Source organism: Reyranella aquatilis (assembly GCF_020880995.1).
Classification (GTDB): domain Bacteria; phylum Pseudomonadota; class Alphaproteobacteria; order Reyranellales; family Reyranellaceae; genus Reyranella; species Reyranella aquatilis.
The window spans coordinates 1-18,277 of the sequence record NZ_JAJISD010000001.1; the positions used below are offsets into that span (position 1 = coordinate 1).

Annotated in this window: 12 protein-coding genes; 10 read left to right on the forward strand and 2 right to left on the reverse strand. The window is 64.3% G+C overall.

Translation table 11 applies throughout. The features are described 5' to 3' along the window. Nucleotides 1-953 precede the first annotated feature (953 nt). Both LJ725_RS00005 and LJ725_RS00010 read left to right on the forward strand, forming a co-directional pair. The gene (locus tag LJ725_RS00005) at nucleotides 954-1,769 is read left to right on the forward strand and encodes a nucleotidyl cyclase domain-containing protein (protein ID WP_230548575.1); all 816 of its coding nucleotides are present in this window, start codon (nucleotides 954-956) and stop codon (nucleotides 1,767-1,769) included. Between the two features lie 299 nt (nucleotides 1,770-2,068). Then, complete coding sequence (locus tag LJ725_RS00010; RefSeq protein ID WP_230548576.1) at nucleotides 2,069-2,719, forward strand: GNAT family N-acetyltransferase; 651 nt, start codon at nucleotides 2,069-2,071, stop codon at nucleotides 2,717-2,719. 53 nt (nucleotides 2,720-2,772) lie between these two features. On the opposite strand, the gene LJ725_RS00015 is transcribed toward LJ725_RS00010, so the two are convergent. Further along, the gene (locus LJ725_RS00015) at nucleotides 2,773-4,155 is read right to left on the reverse strand and encodes a CoA-binding protein (RefSeq protein WP_230548577.1); all 1,383 of its coding nucleotides are present in this window, start codon (nucleotides 4,153-4,155) and stop codon (nucleotides 2,773-2,775) included. Between the two features lie 273 nt (nucleotides 4,156-4,428). Here LJ725_RS00015 and LJ725_RS00020 point away from each other — a divergent pair, with 273 nt between their 5' ends. From LJ725_RS00020 to LJ725_RS00055, 8 genes are all read left to right on the forward strand, one after another. Further along, nucleotides 4,429-8,766 (forward strand): AMP-binding protein, encoded by a 4,338-nt coding sequence (locus tag LJ725_RS00020; protein WP_230548578.1) that lies wholly within the window; start codon nucleotides 4,429-4,431, stop codon nucleotides 8,764-8,766. Nucleotides 8,767-9,030: 264 nt separating this feature from the next. Then, nucleotides 9,031-10,833, forward strand: coding sequence for an asparagine synthase-related protein (locus tag LJ725_RS00025; protein ID WP_230548579.1), 1,803 nt, complete (start codon nucleotides 9,031-9,033; stop codon nucleotides 10,831-10,833). A 67-nt stretch (nucleotides 10,834-10,900) separates the two neighbouring features. Then, complete coding sequence (locus LJ725_RS00030) at nucleotides 10,901-11,179, forward strand: PqqD family protein (protein ID WP_230548580.1); 279 nt, start codon at nucleotides 10,901-10,903, stop codon at nucleotides 11,177-11,179. A gap of 390 nt (nucleotides 11,180-11,569) precedes the next feature. After that, on the forward strand, nucleotides 11,570-12,817 hold the full coding sequence (locus LJ725_RS00035) for a nucleotidyltransferase domain-containing protein (RefSeq protein WP_230548581.1): 1,248 nt from the start codon (nucleotides 11,570-11,572) through the stop codon (nucleotides 12,815-12,817). A 284-nt stretch (nucleotides 12,818-13,101) separates the two neighbouring features. Further along, the gene (locus LJ725_RS00040) at nucleotides 13,102-13,935 is read left to right on the forward strand and encodes a phosphate/phosphite/phosphonate ABC transporter substrate-binding protein (RefSeq protein WP_230548582.1); all 834 of its coding nucleotides are present in this window, start codon (nucleotides 13,102-13,104) and stop codon (nucleotides 13,933-13,935) included. A 28-nt stretch (nucleotides 13,936-13,963) separates the two neighbouring features. Beyond that, the gene (locus tag LJ725_RS00045; protein WP_230548583.1) at nucleotides 13,964-15,865 is read left to right on the forward strand and encodes an ATP-binding protein; all 1,902 of its coding nucleotides are present in this window, start codon (nucleotides 13,964-13,966) and stop codon (nucleotides 15,863-15,865) included. A 236-nt stretch (nucleotides 15,866-16,101) separates the two neighbouring features. Then, on the forward strand, nucleotides 16,102-17,379 hold the full coding sequence (locus LJ725_RS00050) for an acyl-CoA dehydrogenase family protein (RefSeq protein ID WP_230548584.1): 1,278 nt from the start codon (nucleotides 16,102-16,104) through the stop codon (nucleotides 17,377-17,379). 83 nt (nucleotides 17,380-17,462) lie between these two features. After that, nucleotides 17,463-17,828 (forward strand): hypothetical protein, encoded by a 366-nt coding sequence (locus LJ725_RS00055; RefSeq protein WP_230548585.1) that lies wholly within the window; start codon nucleotides 17,463-17,465, stop codon nucleotides 17,826-17,828. Here LJ725_RS00055 and LJ725_RS00060 read toward each other — a convergent pair. Continuing rightward, complete coding sequence (locus tag LJ725_RS00060; protein WP_230548586.1) at nucleotides 17,825-18,268, reverse strand: hypothetical protein; 444 nt, start codon at nucleotides 18,266-18,268, stop codon at nucleotides 17,825-17,827. The genes LJ725_RS00055 and LJ725_RS00060 overlap by 4 nt on opposite strands. Nucleotides 18,269-18,277: the final 9 nt, after the last annotated feature.

Genomic DNA, 18,277 nt, shown 5'->3' on the forward strand with positions numbered 1-18,277 from the left:
CCGCTCCAGCCGCAACCATTGATCGTCCCTCAGAACTTCTCCTTCCACGCCAGCCTCCAAAAGCCAGCGTTGAATCAGAGCTTCAGCCCAAAGGGAATCCTGAAATTGTCACCACGACCTAGAAGCGATGGGGCACGCCGCCATCGAAAAGCGGTCCATATACCTCCGGCTTCCACGAAGAATTTTCTATCTCCACAGTGGCCTGTTCGCGAACGGGTAAACCCGAAGCAGCCTGCACTTCAAAGACGTTGATGCAGCTCAACTCGCTGATCCAGGCGATGAGTTGAAGAGGGTTTTGGCATTCAAGCAAAACATAGTGGATCAAAGGCTCGTCTTGTTCGAGCGGTTTGCCTGTGTTGAAGAAATAGCACGCAAACTCCTTAGGTGTATTACAAAATAGAGATGCAACCTAAAGAATGAAGAACAGAAAAGCGCGGTTGAGGATACCCGGAGCCTTCCGGCTGCCGCAGCTCCACTCGCCGGATTGCCCTCTGCGGCCGTATCCATTGAAGACTCACCAATCTCGAATGAAGACTCGTCTTTCTTGTGCGATCTCTTCGCTCGTATGGAGGAGACGCGGGCTGCCGGCATGCAAGCGCTCGATGTGGCGCGATCTCGGCTCCTGAGTGGAATGGTTTCCCGCCCCGGAAATGACGAGCGATCCCTCGGTGCCCACGACGCGAACGAATCTCCTTCAGCAACAGATGTCTGCGTGGGGGCATGTCAAGCTCGGGGAGGTGGACTTCAGAATCGATGGCTGCACTTCACCAAGCTTGAGGAGTTTGAGTTGCGGCGCGATCCCGGGCTAGTGTCCCCGGGAGAAGCGGAGGCGCGGAATAGTCAGGCAGGAACGCATCGAGAGTCCCCCGAGACGCCTGGGTTAGTCTTGCTTTCTATGAAAATTCCGGACCACCTTCGGGTAGCTACAAGCAGAATTCGTGGTAAGATTCAGCATGAAACCTGCACGTCGTGTTGCGAGCACCTTGGCTTGGAAGTTCAATGAGCGGGCCTTAGCGCCTATAACGGGTCTGGTTCTGACTTATGATTTGGAAGAATTTACTTCCTTCCTGATGGTTCCGGATATCCAACAGGCCGCGACGCTCTATCTCAACTTTATCGACGAACAAGTGCACTGCGTCTTTAACGGAAGCATGCCTCAGTTCGCGAGCCGTGTGCCAGATCTCAATCATCGAGAGCTTTTTCGTAAGGTGGGAACTCCTATACATCGAAAATTCCTTGGCGACGGGGCCATGTTCATTTTCGACGTGACTGCAATGTCGTCGCGGGAACGGGATTTGCTAGTAAAGGCCGCCTGTATTCGATCCTGGGACCTAAAGAATTACTTCCATCTCTTGAATGAGGCCGCTCGGGAATTCATGCCGGTGCATGATATGCCCAAGAACATTCGTTTTGGTGTCACTTACGGGACGATACATGAGCTGAAGCGCTCCGATGGGGAAAGCGAGTTCATAGGTTTCCCGATTAACTTAGCCACCCGACTGCAGAAGTATGCCGGGGCCGCATCGTTCTTGGCATCGGCACGGCTCCCTCTTTCTCACGATTGGTTTACCGAACTCGGCTTCGTCAAAGTGCGCCCAACGCGATTGCGAAACCGGAACAACGACTACGTCTACATAGATCAGAACGACTTGCGGTCAGCGCCGAGCGACATGTTTGAAGACGTTCTAGATGTACCGCCCACGAGTGCGGCTGGCGCAACTGACACGCCAAGCGCTCCCTTGGCTACAGTGCTTGCGAACAAGGATTAGAGCTTAAAGAAAGCGGGAAACGCGGGCTCGCAAAGCGGTGTACTCACTTGAGCGCGCCGCAGTTGGAATGCCGGTTGTGTTTGCCGAAACCAACTCGAGGCGCACAGTTTCCCAGCATGCACGTTTTGGAAGAGAGCAGCCGGCCTTTGGGCCCGGACACACGATTATTGGCGCGCATCTGTGAGATGATTCCGCTGAAAGCTGCGACTTCATGCGCCTGCATGGCGGCTGGTTTGGTCTGCCTCTGGCCCGATTCGGACAATTTACGGCGGCAAGGATGGTGCACTACAACGTGCGCCATGCATGATCTGCGGAAATGGGCGTGGCAGTCGTCCAAACGGGTAACGGCGCCGTTCGGCGAATTGACCTGCGCGCTCTTCTACGAGCGCTCGCTCGCCGAGCCGGTCATGCCGCCCGCGAACCCGCTCGGTGCCTCGATCCGGAGGGCAGAGGAGGGCGACCTCGACACGATCTGCCGGCTCTACGTGGACGACCCCTGGCTCTGGCTCGGCGATGGGCCGCGCGACGAGGCTGCGCGCGGGCGTTATCTCGACCGGCTGCGGCGCGGCGAGCAATGCTGGTTGGCCTTCGTCGACGGCGTCCTCGCGCATGCCAACTGGACCTGTTTCAACTGGGGCGACGCCCTGCCGGGGCACCCGATCCGGCTGCGACCCGGTGAGGTCTACACGACGGACGCCTTCACGCCGCCGGCCTTTCGCGGCAAGGGCGTGCACGCGCTGGTGCTCGGCACGATGCTTCTCGAGGCGCGCCGGCAGGGCGCCCGGCAGGCTTATACGCTGGGCCAGGTCGACCGACCCGACGCGCACAAGGGACTGCGCGCCCTCGGTTGGCAGGAATGCGGACGAATCTATTACTTCCTGCCGCGCGGCGCGGCGCGCACGCCGTTCCTCTTCAGGCGAGGCCGCACGGATCCGCTGTTCCGCGACTGAGCCGCCGGGTCACGGCGCGCAGACCGCCGAACTGTACGGAAACGTCGCGGACCTCAAGCAGCATCGCCGCCCCCGGCTGTCCCGTGGCGGGCAATCGCGCCCAGCGCCAGGGCGAGTTCGCGCGTCGCGCGATAGGTGGGGATGCGCGCCGCGTGGAGCGGCGCCATGTTCGCGACGTCGGCATCGCGAGAGGCCCAGTAGACGGCCACCGGCAGGCCGAGCGCCGGCACCGAGCGGGCGAGGCTCTCGGCGAGGTCGGGCCAGGTGGTCGGCACATCGGTGATCGACACCGCGATCAGATCGGCTTCGCCTGATGCCGCGATCTCCGCCATCACCAGCGGATAGAGGCGCGGATAGTCGCGCCATACCGGCGTGAGGTCGACGGGATTGGCGCTGGCGGCATAGGCCGGCAGGTGCCGCGAGATGGCTGCTGTCAGGCGCGCGGAGAAGCGCGGAACGACCATGCCCTGCTCTTCGGCAAGGTCGGCAATCTCGGTGCCGATGCCGCCGGTGCCGGTGACGATGGCGAGGCGCCTGCCGCGCAAGGGGCGGCCCTGCCAGAGCAGGGCGCGGGCCGCATGGAGCAGATCGAGTCCGGAATGCACCACGATCGCCCCGGCGGGAAGATCGTTCGACAGGCGCGCGCCGTCTGCCGGGATGCCGACATGGGCGAGCGACGCGGCCTGCCCGGAGGGCGTGCGGGCGAGCGGGCAGACCACGACCGGCTTGGCCGCGGTGGCCGCCGAAAGTGCCCGGGTGAATGACGGCAGGTCGCGCACCGATTCGACATAGAGGCCGATCACGCCTGTGGCCGGATCGCCGGCGAGATGCGCCAGACAGTCGGCCAGCGAGATGTCGACCGTATTGCCGACGTCGCAAAAGCAGGAGACCGCCATGCCGCTGTCGGCCGCGTACATCGCGAGCGCCATGCCGAAACCGCCGCTTTGCGTCGCCACGCCGAGGCCGGCCGAGCCGCCGGGCGGCATCAGGGGAATGATCGAGGCGTTCAGTCCGATCGAGGCGTTGAGCAGGCCGACGCAGTTGGGTCCGACAACCCGCAGGCCGGCGCGGCGCGCCGCCGCCGCCAGCCGCTGCTGCAGGTCCGGTCCGTCGTGCGCGACCTCGCCGAAGCCGCTGGGGATTGCGAGCAGGAAACCGACGAGGCCCGCAGGACAGCGCTCGATCGCCTCGACGAGACGCTCGCCTGGCGCCAGCGCGATCAGCAGATCGACCGGCTGCGGCAGCGCCTCAACGGAGGACATGGACCGGCGGCCCGCGATATCGCTTTCGCCGGGATTGATCGCGATCAGCTCGCCACGGAAGGATGCGGCCAGGCGGGCAAAGACCTGGCCCCCCAGCTTGTCGCTGCTGGCCGAGGCACCGAGAACGGCGATCGATCGCGGGGAGAAGAGGCGGGTGAGGTCGGGCGATGTCATGGCGCGTGTCGGCTCACCATCCATTGAAGTGCAGCAGGAAATCGGGCTGGTCGCGCAGGATCCCGACGAGGCCCCTTAGCATGACGGCACCGCCGCTGAACATGCAGCCGCAACAGGATGGCGGCGCACGCACGTCCTCACGGTCCGCTCTCCAGGCTTTCTGTCGCAAGTTCTCCCTTCGGCAATATACTGAGCCGGTGGAGGACCTGTCCCGGGAGTGTCCTCGCGAAGGTTTGCCAATCAACTCAGAGCCATCGAATTCACCGACTAGTGATGACCTCCATTCGAGCCTCAGAAATCTCCTGGTCGTATCCCAGCGCCCCGGCACTCGACCTGAACGGCCCGACCGTTCCGTTCCGCCCGTTTCGCGAGGACTGGATCGATCGACCGGCCGTCGAGCTGTTTCGATCCGCCGCGGAGGAGTTCGGAGATCATGTCGCCTGCGAGGATCTCACCGGGCAGCTGACCTACGGACAGGTTTGGGCAGCCTCGCGTCGCCTCGCACACATGATCGATGCCGCCGTTCCGGCCGGCCAACCGGTCGGTGTGCTGCTGCCGAACGAGGCCGCTTATCCCGTCGCTGTGCTGGCCTGCCTCGCGGCGAACCGGCCCTGCGTGATGATCGATCGTCATCACCCGCAGGATCGTGTTGCAGGCATCGTCCGCGACGCAGGCCTCGGGGCGATCGTTCTGAGACAGTCGGACGGCGTCGCTGCCGCGTCGTTGCCTGTGGGCGTTCGCACCATCGTGATCGATGAGGCGTTGCAGGACGGCCCGGCGCCCGACGGGCTTCCCGCCGCTCCGGTGCCTCCCCACGAAGCGAGCTTCATCGTCTACACATCAGGCAGTACCGGGCATCCGAAGGGCATCGTGCTCAGCCAGCGCGCCGTGCTTCATCGTGCCCGTCAGCTCGTCGACGCCGTGCATCTTCGCCCGGATGACAAGGTGCTGTCGCTCGCTTCGCCCAGCACGATCGGCGGCCTGCAGCAGATCTTCGAGGTCATGCTGTCGGGTGCGACACTGGTCAAGCTGGACCTGTTGCGGACCGGTCTCGGCACCGTCCTGCAGGCGATAGCCCAGCGGCGGCTCACCATGATGTTCTCCACGCCGGCCGTCTGGCGCAGCGTTGCGGGCATCCCCGATGCGGCCGTTGCCCTGGCGTCCCTGCGATGCATCCAGACCTCGGGGGATGCGCTGCTGGCGATCGACTTCGAACGCCTTCGGAGAGTGCTCCCCGCGGACTGCCACGTGCTCTCCGTCTATGGTGCCACGGAGGCGCCAGCGCTACTGCAGTGGTTCGTGACGTCGAAACTGCCGGATGACGGACCGCGTGTGCCGGCCGGGTATCCCTTGCCCGGATTCGCGTTTGCATTGCTGGACGATGCCGGCAACGCCGTGAACGATGGCGAGCCGGGCGAACTGGTGGTCAAGAGCAGCTGGATGTCGCTCGGCATCTGGGGAAACGGCGCCGTTCAACCCGGTCCGTTCGAGCAGGACCGGAGAGACCTGGCAGCGCCGGTGTACCGGACGGGCGACATCGTGCTGAAGCGTTCAGACGGTCTTTTCGTGACGCTGGGTCGCAAGGATCGTCAGATCAAGATTCTGGGAAACCGGGTCGAGCCGGCCGAGGTCGAGACCGTTCTTCGACAGGCGCCCGAAGTCGCCGACGCAGCCGTGGTTGCACGCCGGGTCGAGGGAGACGCGAGATTGCTCGCCTTCTTCGTTCCTCGGGCAGGGGGCTCGTCGGACACGGCCGCCGCGCTCCGAAGATACCTGAAGGAGAAACTGCCGGCCCATATGCAGCCATCCCAACTCTTCCGGCTCGAAGAGTTACCTCTGTTGCCGGGACGGAAGGTCGACGAGGAGGCGTTGCTGGCCCATGCCGCCGGGCATTCGCTTGTTCCCTCCGCGGCGTCGTCACAGTTCGAGACGTCCTATCCGACCGCTCCCGTACTCGACCTCAACGGCCCGACTGTTCCGTTCCGCCGGTTTCGCGAGGAATGGGTCGATCGACCCGTGCTCGACCTTTTCAGACTTGTCGTGGATGAATTCGGCGATCAGGTCGCGTGCGAAGATTTCGCCACGCGCCTGACCTACGTTCACTTGTGGGCGGCGTGCCGGCATCTCTCTCGAACGATCGATGCCTGCGTCGCTGCCGGACAAGCTGTCGGCATACTGCTTCCGAACGAAGCCGCCTATCCCGCCGCGATCCTGGCCTGCCTGGCGGCGAACCGGCCTTGCGTGATGATCGATCGTCATCAACCGCAAGAGCGCATCGCCGCGATCGTTCGCGATGCCGGTCTCGCGGCGGTCATCTTGAGGCGGTCGGAGATAACGGACGGTCTGCTGCTACCGGCCGGCATCCGCACCATCGTGATCGACGAGGCACTGGAAGATCGCCGGCCTCCCGACGAGCTGTCCGGGGCCTCAATGTCCCCGGGTGCGGCTGCCTTCATCGTCTATACGTCGGGTAGCACCGGGCAGCCCAAGGGCATCGCGATCAGTCAGCGCGCCATCCTGCATCGCGTCGGCCAGCTCATCAACGCCGTGCATTTTCGCCCGGACGACAGGCTGCTGTCACTTGCCTCTCCCAGCACCATTGCCGGCTTGCAGCACATATTCGAAACCATTCTGACGGGCGCCGCACTCGTGAAGCTCGATCTCCAGCGGACGGGTCTTGCCAAGGTGGTGCAGGCAATCGGCGATATGGACGTCACCATGATGTTCACGACGCCGGCGGTGTGGCGCAGCGTCGCCCAAATCGACAACGTCGCGCCGGCGCTGGCTTCCCTGCGCTGCGTCCATTCCTCGGGCGATGCGTTGCTCGCGATCGATCTCGAGCAGCTTCGCGGGGTGCTGTCCAAAAAATGCCACGTGCTTTCATCGTATGGGGCCACGGAAGCACCGGCCATCCTGCAATGGTTCGTGCCGCCGGGGTTTGCGGCGGACGGACCCCGCGTGCCAGCCGGATATCCGTTGCCGGGATACACCGTCGCCCTGCTCGACGAAAACGGGAAGGCCGTGCCGCAGGGGCGGTCGGGCGAACTCGTCGTCAGGAGCCCCTGGATGTCACTCGGACTCTGGCGGGGCGGCGCCATTCATTCCGGGCTTTTCCAACAGGACATCGACAGCCGGGAGGCCGTGTATCGCACGGGCGACGTCGCTTCGAGGAATGCCGACGGCCTCGTCGTGATGCTCGGCCGCAAGGATCGGCAGATCAAGGTTCTGGGCAACCGTGTCGAACTCGGGGAGATCGAGACGGCGCTTCGACAGTTGCCCGAGGTTAGGGATGCTGCAGTCGTGGCCCGGACGATCCTGGGCGAGCCTACGGTGTTGGCTTTCGTCGTGCTGCGCGAGGCCGGTCCGTCATCCATCGCCGGCACGCTCCGCAAGCACCTGAAGGAAAGGCTTCCGGCGTATATGGAGCCGTCCGAGTTGTTCGTGCTCGACGAGCTGCCGCTGCTGCCGGGACGCAAGGTGGACGAGGAGGCGCTGCTGGCGCACGCCGCGCAGCGTTCGACGGTCAAGCCTGTAGCTAAGCCTTTCGAGGACAGCGCCCGCCCGGCGCAGCACTCGATCGATATTGTGAGAGAGGCCTGGCGGCTCGCCCTTGGACGGCCCGCGCTCGGCGATGAGCGCAGCTTCGACGAGGCCGGCGGCGATTCCCTGCGGCTGCTCCTTCTGGTCCTCCATCTGGAACGATTGTGTGGACGGGCGCTCCCGCTGGATCAGTTTCATGGGGGGCTCGGGCCCGCTGGGTTCGCACGGGTTCTGGATCGGCTGAAGGACGGGCCGCCGCCAGTGTCTCCGGACGCCCAGCCGATGGTGTTCCTGGTACCGGGAAAGTGGGGCGACACGCCCCTGCTGGCCCGCTTTCGAATGGCTTGCGCCAAGAGCATCAGGATTGTCCCGACGAGCTATCCCGATCTCGGTGGCCTCGCGCGGGGCGGTTACGAAGACATCGTTGCGCATCTGCTGGCCCAGATCGAACGGTTCGCGCCGGACGGGCCCATTCTTCTCGCCGGATACTCTCTGGGAGGGGACTTCGCCTATGCCATCGCCGAGCGGCTGTCGAAGCGCGGCCGCAGGATCTCGGCGCTGCTGGTGCTGGATACGGATGCCGAGCCTTATGACTCCGGGCCGCCTGCGGAACGGCGCGGCCTTGCGCAACGAGTTTCAACGCTCGGTCGCCTTGCCTGGAAGCGCGACTGGGCGACGATCGCGGAGGCAGTGCTGACCCCATCCGTGGTTACCAGCCCGGCGGGTATTCGTGCACTTCGGTTCGCTGTGTCTTTTCGCCTTTCAACCGACAATCTATTCATGTTTCGGTTGAGTTGGCATCTGCGGTCGATGCTCGTGCAGTTTCATCGCGGAGCCTGGATTCGGCAGGCGCCGAACGCTCGGTTGAGCGTTCCGGTGGTGCTTTTCCGTTCGGAGGAGGGCGGCGTGGACCTGGGTTGGGAGGCCCGCACCGAGAAGCTGACCATCGTTCCGGTGCCCGGCAATCATGTCAGTATGCTCGATCCCGAGAATTCGGAGGACCTCGTTGCGGAGTTCAACCGAGCGGTCCATACCGCGTGGGGGCACGATGCGGCTCTTTCGGAAGGATGATGCAAGAGTCTCCTTCCGGGCTCGCAAAGGACGTCTGGGCGCAGGGCGCCATCACTTGCGTGGGCAAGTGGCTCGGGCAGTTGCGCAAAGGAGCATGTTCGTGACGCGCATCCCGGCCGGTCGCTACGTGGAACGGAGTTTTTGGCCCGAAACCAGCGAGACGCTTGTGGCGGCTGGATCGGCGCGGCCCCGGTCCAGCCTTGATGGGCTGTGTGCAGGGGAGGCCCGAGCGGCCTTGCGCTCCGTGCCCTCTCCCGGCTGAAAGTGTTCGCTGCCATCTTCAATGTCGACGGCGCTCCCGTCGATCACAGCCGGTTCGGAGTCGCCGGGTACGACGTCGAGAGTATCGACCGGGCGGGCCATGTTGCCTTCGTTTGCGCTAAGGCCGGGCCGTTTTCGGCCAGGGGCGAGGCCGTCGGCATCCGGGGCTTGGGCGGACTGTTCCGGATCGTCGGTCGGGTCCGACTCGATGCGCGCGACGAGCTACGGTCGCGGCTTCCGGATCTCCCCGAAGCCGCTCCGGGAGAAGCATCCGATCCCGAATTGTGCCTGCGCGCCTACGCCGCCTGGGGTGATGCATTCCTCGATCGCCTTGCGGGCGATTTCTGCTTTGTATTGTGGGACGGCTCGCGCAAGCGGCTGATCTGTGCCCGCGACCAGCTCGGCATACGGTCGCTTTTTCATGCGGAGGTCGGCGGCACGTGGTTTGTCAGCGATTCGCTCGACTGGATTGCCACACGGGCGGGAGTAGCGCGCGATCTGGACGATACGTGGATCGCCGACTTTCTGACCGTCGGTCATTCTCTCGAGGTCGAGCGAACGGTCTATCGCCATGTTCGGCGGCTGCCGCCGGCGCATGTGCTGACGATCTCCGGAACCGGCATCACGACGCGGCGATACTGGCGCCTCCATATCGGGGATCCTCTCCATTTTCGCGACCGTCGCCAGTATACCGAGGGCTTCCTCGATCTCATGTCGAGGTCGATCGGCGACCGTCTGTCCGTCGGCAGGGTAGGGATCGCCATGAGTGGCGGTCTCGACTCGACCGCGCTTGCAGCCTGTGCGGTGCACGTAACGGGAGACGCCTCGCGCGTCGTGGCCGAATGCCTCGACTTCGATGAGTTTGAATCCGCGCGAGAGAGGCACTTCAGCTCACTGGTGGCCAAGCGGCTTGGCATCGAGCTTCGGCACCGGCGGGGCGACAATCTCGTCTACGACAAGCAGTGGTGGGCGAGATCGACGACGACGCCGGAGCCGTCGGCCTTGATCACCACGGCCCATTTCGACCGCGACGTCGTGTGCGAACGGGCGGAAAGAGCATCCGTCTGGCTTTACGGAGAAGGGCCGGACAATGCTCTCACCTTCGAGCGAAACGAATATCTGTCATGGCTGATCGGCCGGCGTGACTGGCGGCGGCTCGCCGAGGCCGGCGCGTTCTATTTGCGGGTCAAAGGTTTGGCGGGATGGTGGGACACTCTCAAGCGCTACACCGGACGCCGCCATCCCCCGGACGACTCCATTGGCGTGCCACCCTGGATCGAGCCGTCCCTGGTCGCTCGCCTGGACCTTGAACGGCGGATTGCCGGTGTAACCCCTCCCGGCGGCGTCGGAGCCGGTCTTGGCCCGCGCCATCCCTGGCGGCCCGAAGCCGTCGCCGGATTCAGCAATCCCATATGGCCCGCCGTGTTCGCCGACTACGAATTCGAGGAGTCACTTGGACCGCTCGTCCTGCGCCATCCGTTTCTCGACTTGCGTGTCCTCGAATTCATGCTCTCGGTACCGACGGTCCCGTGGGCGAGGGAGAAGATGCTGCTGCGCGAAGCCATGCGAGGACGCCTTCCGGACGAGGTCCTCGCGCGTCCCAAGACACCGCACGATTGCACGCTCCCCTTTGGCAGCGGGCTTCCGGGCCTGTCGCGCAACGGGTCCCTCGATCGCTACGTCGACGTCTCGATCCTCTCGGCCGGGTCCTGGCCCGGGCACCGCCTGCGCGGCAGGGTTCTCGCCGTTCACGTCCTCGATCACTGGCTGGCGACACGGCGCACGGACGGTATCGGTTCCGGGTAACGGCCCTCACCAAGAGGTGAGCCCTCCGCCACTGGCATTTGGCCCGCGGATGCCGGAGAGTCTTTGGATGCTGACAGGATCGACAATCGTCAGGAAATCCGCGCGCCACGTTGCCTGCGAATTCAACGGTGAAGTGGTGATGCTGCAGCTCGACAAGGGGCGCTATTTCGGCCTCCAGGGCGTGGGAACGGCAATCTGGAATAATCTGGAGGAAGCAAGGTCGATCGAGGAAATCTGCGAAGATGTTGCGGCGCGGTTCGATGTCGATCCAGCGGTCTGCCGGAATCACGCGCTGAAATTTCTCACGAGCCTCCGGGAAGCGGGCCTCATCGATGTTCTGAGCTGACCGTTCAGCGGGCTGCTGGCCGTTGTTCAATTGTTGCATTCACGCCGCATTCACGGTGCAATAAGTTTGTTCTCCGCAAGAGCGTCATGCTAGAGTTCCACCGGGTTGGATGTGGGCTCGCCGGTGTCGCGGCGGGCGAAGGGGTCTACATGGATTCGCAGCACAATTGCGCAGAGCAAGGCAAAGTAGTGGAACCGCTCGCGAAAAAGCCTTACGCCGAGCCGGTACTTGTGGCTTTGGGTTCCTTCAGTGAGCTGACGATGACCGTTGGAAGCCGCGGGAACAACGATGGTGGCAAACAGAGCGGCAGGAAGAGCACCCGGTACTAACGTTCCCGGCATAACCGGCCGGTTGGACGATCGTGCGTCCGTTCCTCCGTCCCACCCGCGAGTGACCCAAGCTGAAGATCGCGAAGCTTCAGGCCGACATGGGCTTCCGGTTGCAGCTGGATCGCAGCCACTTCCGGTTTCCGCCAGCCCCTATACCGGCAGCGCCGAATTCGAACTTCTCTCTCGTGTTGCTCGACCCCGGCCTGATCTCGGTGGGGCCCTGAAAATCCTGAGCGGCGGCGTCGACTTCGCCGAGCTGTTCAAGCTTGCCGAGTACCACGGAGTCCGCCCGCAGCTTATCGAGAGCCTCTATCGGATGTCGTGGGAGGCCGTGCCGGCGGCAACGAGAAGTTTTTTCGAGAACTTCCGGCGGATCCACGGCGCGCGTGCGCTGTTCGTATCTCAAGAGCTGTGCCGCTTGAGCGAGGCATTCGACAGGGCGGGCCTCCGGTATGCCACCTTCAAGGGGCCGACCCTGGCCGCTCTTCTTCATGGCGACGTATCGCGCCGCGAGTATGTCGACATCGATATCATCGTGCCCCGGCAACAGATCGACGATGCCGAGCGAATGCTCGGCGAGTTCGGCTATCGAGCCGCCGACGGACCGCGAGCCTACCGGCGGGCCTTTCTCGCGCACTTGCGCCAGTATGCTTTCGTCCATCCTGACAGCAATCTCGCGGTCGATCTCCATTGGAATTTTACCGGCACTCACGTGCCGTTTCCCTTGACGCCCGAGGCCCTCTGGCAGGATCTCGACACCGTAATCATCGGCAATCGGGCAGTTACCACCCCTTCGCGGGAGAATCTCGCTCTGCTGCTTGCCGGCCATGGAACGAAGGAAGCCTGGCGTAGCCTCGGATGGATTTGCGATTTCGCCACGCTGATCGACCGCTACCCGGATCTCGATTGGCTGGCCGTTCACGAGCGTGCCAGGGCGAATCGATGCGGCGACACCATCCTGCTCGGCTGCGCGATGGCTGAAGAGTTGGCCGGAACACCCGTCCCCCGGGCACTGCTTGGGGCACGCGAGAAGAGCAGCCGGGTTCGCATGCTCACCGGACGGCTGGCGAGGGACCTGAGGGAAGGCCTGCCCGATTCTCCGGAGGGGGAGAACTTTTCGGATTTCCATCTATGTGAACGCCGGATCGACAGGATCGTGGGAGCGTTGAGACTGGCGTTCATCCGGACCTCCGGCGACTACGACGCGATGAGGCTTCCACAACTGCTTTGGCCTGCGTACTATGCGACGCGACCCTTTCGTCTCGCTGCCAAGGCGATGATGGCTCTTGGTCGGAGAACTCGACGCTGATCTAAGGTCGCCGGCCTCGATTGTTATGGTCGGGACTTCCTGGGCCCATTGCCGAAGCGCCCGATATTGACGCCGCCGCTTCGACGCTCGAACCGTTGAGTCCGGCGGCGCCGCAGCGCGAGTGGGCGATTGCATTTTGCGAATCCGCCAGGCCCCGAGCCCGGCGTTTTGCATTTTGCAAAGACCGCTCATCCGCAAATCGTAGCTAAATCAAGGCTTTATGCAGATTCGTCACTGGCATGGACGATGCAGCACCGTCCTTTAGCGTGAGAAAAGGACAACGAATGAACATCCGATCGATTGCTGCAGCCCTGTTGCTGTCCATGGCATGTCTTGCGGCTGCGCGGCCGGCATGGGCGCAGGCATTTCAGGTCGGTGTCCTGCCCAACCTCAGCCCGCGGGTTCTTTTGACCAATTACAGGCCCTTGCGCGATTATCTTTCCGACGCGCTCGGCATTCCGGTCGAGATTGCGACCGCGCCCGATTTCAAGACCTTTCAGGCTCGTAGCGTGGCGGGGGAGTACGATCTCGTGGTGACGGCAGCCAATCTGGGGCGGATCGCACAGCAGGACGCAGGACTGAAGCTGATCGCGGGCTTCGAGCCGGCCATTCCCGCCCTGCTGGTTACGCTCAAGGCCGCGCCGGCTACCTCGATCGAGGCCCTGCGCGGCAAGGCGCTGGCGGTGTCGAACCCGCAGTCGATGCTCGTTCTGCTCGGCAAGAACTGGCTTCGCCAGCGGGGACTGTCCGCCGGTACCGACTATGAAGTGGTCTGGACCCGCAACGAGGACAGTCTCGCTCAGGTCCTGACCTCCGGAAGCGCACCTCTCGCCATGATGAGCGCCGGCGAATTGCGCGCCATCCGTCCCGAAATCGCCGAACGCCTGGCCGTGATGGACGAGTTTGCCAAACTGCCGAATTTCCTTCTGCTTCAGGGCCGCGCCATGACGGCCGAGAGGGCCGCTGCCCTGACGGCTGCCCTCATGGCATTTCCCGCGACGGATCTCGGTCGGGAGTTCACGACCCTCACGGGGGTGCGAGCCATCCGTCCCGTTCCCGAAAAGGATCTGGAGATAATCGATTCGGTAACGGCCGAAACCCGCGAGCAGCTGCGTTGATCCCGAGTGCACTGATGGGTGCCGCGCGATGCGGGCGCTGAGGGTCTGGCTCGCTCGGGGCTTCGTCCGCGCGCGCCGCTGGCGCAACTCGTTTCGCCTGCGTCTGCTGGCGCTCGGCCTGATAGCCATCACCGGCACCGCCGTCGCCCTGACCTATACTCAGGCGATCCAGATGCGCGAGGCGCTGATGGTCGAGCTTCAGGCCCGCGCCCGCACCGACGGTCAGCTGCTCAATGCCATGTTCGCCGCGCCGCTGACGGAACGGGACTACGCCAGCGTTTTGGACTCCGTGTCGGAGAGCGTGCGGGCCGGCAGCTTCGCGGCCCTGCTTCTGTGCGACAACCGGGGCATGCCGATTGCGGCGTCCGGGCCGCTCTCGGACTGCACGGGGCCTTCCGTTCCCTTGCAGGGCCTGTCGTTGCACCAAGCCGACGGCACGGTCCTGCAACTCTTCGAGGCCACGCTGTCATTCGGCGGGCAGCGGCTGGGCCATGCCCGGTTTGCCTTCTCGCTGGCAGCGATCGACCACATCCGACGCGAGTTGATGACACGTGTCGTCGTGATCTCCAGCCTGGCGATCGCTGCATTCATGGTGGCTTTCGCCATCGCACAACGCCAGGTGACCCGTCCGCTGGGCCAGCTTGTCCAGGCGGCAGAAGCGATCGGTCAGGGCGACTATTCGGTGCGGCCGAAGGTCAGCAGCCGCAACACCGAACTGACCATTCTCGCCTCCGCACTCTCGCGCATGGCGACCGACATCGAGGAGCGGGTCACGGAATTGGCGCTGGCCCGCGACGCGGCGACGGCATCCGATCGGGCAAAGTCCCTCTTTCTGGCAAACATGAGCCACGAAGTGCGAACGCCTCTCGCGGGCGTTCTTGGCATGCTGGATCTGGCGAGGCCTGGCACGACCGATCCCATCGTTCGCAAATACATCGAAACGGCCGAGCATTCGGCCCGTCATCTGCTGACGATCGTCAACGATATCCTGGATTTCGCACAGCTGGAGAAGGGCCGGCTTGCCGTCGTTTCGGCGCCTTTTTCGGTCCAGTCGCTCGTCGAATCGACGATTCCGCTGGTGGCGGCGACGGCGGAGGAGCGCGGCAACCGCGTTGAAGTGCGGATTGCCGACGACCTGCCGGGGGAGATTCTCGGCGATGAGGGGCGTTTGCGGCAGGTGCTCCTCAACCTGCTTTCCAATGCCGTCAAGTTCACCTTCCACGGAACCGTATCGGTCGAGGCGCGGACAGTCGATGCAGGGCGCCGGCTTCTTCTATCGGTTGCCGATACTGGCATCGGCATGAAGCCGGAAATGCAGGAACGGATCTTCGAGAGTTTCGTCCAGGCGGACGAGAGCATTTCCCGGCGTTATGGCGGCGCGGGGCTCGGCCTGCCGATCTGTCGCCAGCTGCTCACGCTGATGGGTGGGAGCATCTCCGTCCAGTCGAACCCCGGGAGAGGCTCGCGGTTCACGGTGAACCTGCCCTGCCGGTCGGTCGTCGAGACGCTCCCTGCGGCGGTGGGCCCGGTGCCCGGGGATGCGCCAGGATCGCTGCGGCTCCTGGTGGCCGACGATGCCCCGACCATGCGGGCTCTCCTGCAGGCTCTTCTGACACGCGACGGCCACGAGTGCGACCTCGTCGATGATGGCCGCGAAGCGGTCGCCGCCGCGCAGGCCAAGGACTACGACGCGGTTCTGATGGATGTGCAGATGCCCCGCCTTGACGGACTGGAAGCGACGCGTCTGATCCGCGGTGTGGAGGGGCCACGAAGTCGTGTGCCGATCGTTTTTGTGACGGCCTCCGCGATGGCCGGTGACGAAGAACGTTTCATGGCAGCCGGCGGCGACGGCTACGTCAGCAAGCCGATTGCGGCGGGTTCGCTGCGCTCGGTGCTAGCGAGGGCCGTGGAACGACGCCGGGCCGCCTGACGGCCGCAGCCGGCCGCTGGTTCTTGCCTTCAGGGGGAGAAATCATCCGTGTTTCGGCGGCCCGCGCGCGCCGGCATCGCCATGTTTGCCCGAACCCGGTTCTTTGCGGCTGCCCGGTGATCCATCCGCCCGATGCCGCCCCGTCGCGGAACGGCCTGTCCCTTGTCTCCGGGATTGACCTGTCATGTCAGGTCTGTAGGGATGGACGGAGGAATCATGGACCCGAGGAAACGTAGATGACCCAGAAGGCAGCCGCGACGATGAAAAAGCCGGTCCGTCCCGATGTTGAAGCGGAGCTCAACAACCTTGCGATGTCCAAGGAAGCGCAGCCGCTGTTCGACGCGGTGAAGGCGCACATCGCCGAGAACGTCGCGCCGATCACCGAGGAGTTCTTCAGGCTGGGAGAGGGCCGCAAGGACCGCTGGAGCTGGGCGCCGGGGCAGCTGGAGCTGCTCGAGGCCGCCAAGAACAAGGCCAAGGCCTCGGGCCTGTGGAACTTCTTCCTGCCGCATTCCGAGATCGGACGCGGCCTCACCAACCTCGACTACGCCTACATCGCCGCCGAACTCGGCAAGTATCCGCTGGCCTCCGAATCGCTGAACTGCTCCGCCCCCGATACCGGCAACATGGAAGTGCTGGAGAAGGTCGGCACGCCCGAGCAGAAGGAGAAGTGGCTGAAGCCGCTGCTGAACGGCGAGATCCGCTCGGCCTATGCCATGACCGAGCCGGGTGTGGCCTCGTCGGACGCCAAGAACATCACCACGCGCGCCGAACTGGTCGGCAATGAGTGGGTGATCAACGGCGAGAAGTACTACATCTCCGGCGCAGGCGACCCGCGCTGCAAGATCATGATCGTCATGGTCAAGACCAGCCCCGAGGCCTCGCCGCAGTTTCAGCAGTCGCAGATCCTCGTGCCGATGGGCACGCCGGGCCTGGAGATCCTTGGGCCGATGACGGTGTTCGGGCACGACCACGCACCGCGCGGACACATGCACCTGAAGTTCACCAACTGCCGGGTGCCGGCGGAGAACATCCTGCTGGGCGAGGGACGCGGCTTCGAGATCAGCCAGGTCCGCCTGGGCCCGGGCCGCATCCATCACTGCATGCGGTCGATCGGCGCCGCCGAGAAGGCGATCGAGCTGATGGTCAAGCGCGGCTCCACGCGCACGGCGTTCGGCAAGCAGCTCATCCAGCTGGGAAAGAACCTCGAGCTGGTCAGCCGGGCACGCATCGAGATCGAGGCGATGCGCCTCATGGTGCTGAAGGCGGCCAAGGCGATGGACGTGCTGGGCCATCGCGAGGCCCGCGTCTGGATCAGCATGGTCAAGGCGATGGTGCCGGAGAAGGTCTGTACCATCATCGACCAGGCCATCCAGATCCACGGCGCCACCGGCATTTCCCAGTGGTCTCCGCTCAGCGAGATGTACGTCAACCAGCGCCATCTGCGCTTCGCGGACGGCCCGGACGAGGTCCATCACATGGTGGTGGGGCGTGCCGAACTCAGCCGCCACTAGGAGCAAGCGGGCCTGGCCTTGACAGGTCGGGCCCGCCTCGGCCTAGGTTGGCCGGCAGGGCGTAAACAGAGCGGGAACAGCGGATGAAGGCGACAAGGACAAGATTGCTGCAGGCGACCCTGATCTTATTCCCGCTCATGCTGGGCGGCTGCGAGGCCGCAAGCTCGCTGCGCGCCGCCGGCCTGTCCGACCCCAAGCTGATGAAGAGCATCAACGACGCCTACGAAGCCCGGGACAACTGCCTTACCGCGAACATCCACCTGGCCGATTCGGGGAACGCGAGCGCCCAGTCGCTCGCCGCAACCGCGGCCGCGTCCTGCCAGACGCAGACGGACGTGCTGATCTCGCTCAGCAATCCCTATGGTGATCCGCGGGTGACCGCGGCGATCCAGAAGGATTCGAACTTCCGAGCGCTCCGCTACGTCCTGAAGGCCCGCGGCCAGGGTTAGGCGCGGCGCCACATCGGCGCGCGCTGCCTCACCGGATCGAGCAGAGACCAGTCGCCCTGTTCCACGACATGGCCCTTGGGGAAGGGCGGGCGCGGCTCCTGGCCGAGCGAGCGCATGACGCGATCGTCGCGGTAGTAGCAGAGCAGCACCACGCGATTGAGGGAGAAGAGGGGCGCGCCGCCTTCCTGCTTGAAGCGGGCGGAGACCTCGGCGCGGCGGTCCGGTGCGAGGTCGGCGAAGGCACCGCCTGAGAGCTCGGCCAAGTGTCTCAGCGCCGTCCGGGTGTCGGCGGTATCGCGCTCGAGGTTCCTGAGGATTTCGTCAAAAATCAGCGGGTCGTCCGCACCCGGCACGCCGTACGTGATGCTGGCCGGGATCATGACGCCGGCCAGCGCCCGCAGGTCGCGCGTCTCGGCATCGGTGAGGGTCTCGTTGGTCATGTCCTTTGG

Bases quoted from the DNA above. Each gene is read 5' to 3' on its own strand.
- LJ725_RS00050 (WP_230548584.1), top strand. From the start codon at position 16,102: ATGACCCAGAAGGCAGCCGCGACGATGAAAAAGCCGGTCCGTCCCGAT.
- LJ725_RS00030 (WP_230548580.1), top strand. From the start codon at position 10,901: ATGCTGACAGGATCGACAATCGTCAGGAAATCCGCGCGCCACGTTGCC.
- LJ725_RS00020 (WP_230548578.1), top strand. From the start codon at position 4,429: ATGACCTCCATTCGAGCCTCAGAAATCTCCTGGTCGTATCCCAGCGCC.
- LJ725_RS00060 (WP_230548586.1), bottom strand. From the start codon at position 18,268: ATGACCAACGAGACCCTCACCGATGCCGAGACGCGCGACCTGCGGGCG.
- LJ725_RS00010 (WP_230548576.1), top strand. From the start codon at position 2,069: ATGCATGATCTGCGGAAATGGGCGTGGCAGTCGTCCAAACGGGTAACG.
- LJ725_RS00055 (WP_230548585.1), top strand. From the start codon at position 17,463: ATGAAGGCGACAAGGACAAGATTGCTGCAGGCGACCCTGATCTTATTC.
- LJ725_RS00005 (WP_230548575.1), top strand. From the start codon at position 954: ATGAAACCTGCACGTCGTGTTGCGAGCACCTTGGCTTGGAAGTTCAAT.
- LJ725_RS00045 (WP_230548583.1), top strand. From the start codon at position 13,964: ATGCGGGCGCTGAGGGTCTGGCTCGCTCGGGGCTTCGTCCGCGCGCGC.
- LJ725_RS00015 (WP_230548577.1), bottom strand. From the start codon at position 4,155: ATGACATCGCCCGACCTCACCCGCCTCTTCTCCCCGCGATCGATCGCC.
- LJ725_RS00040 (WP_230548582.1), top strand. From the start codon at position 13,102: ATGAACATCCGATCGATTGCTGCAGCCCTGTTGCTGTCCATGGCATGT.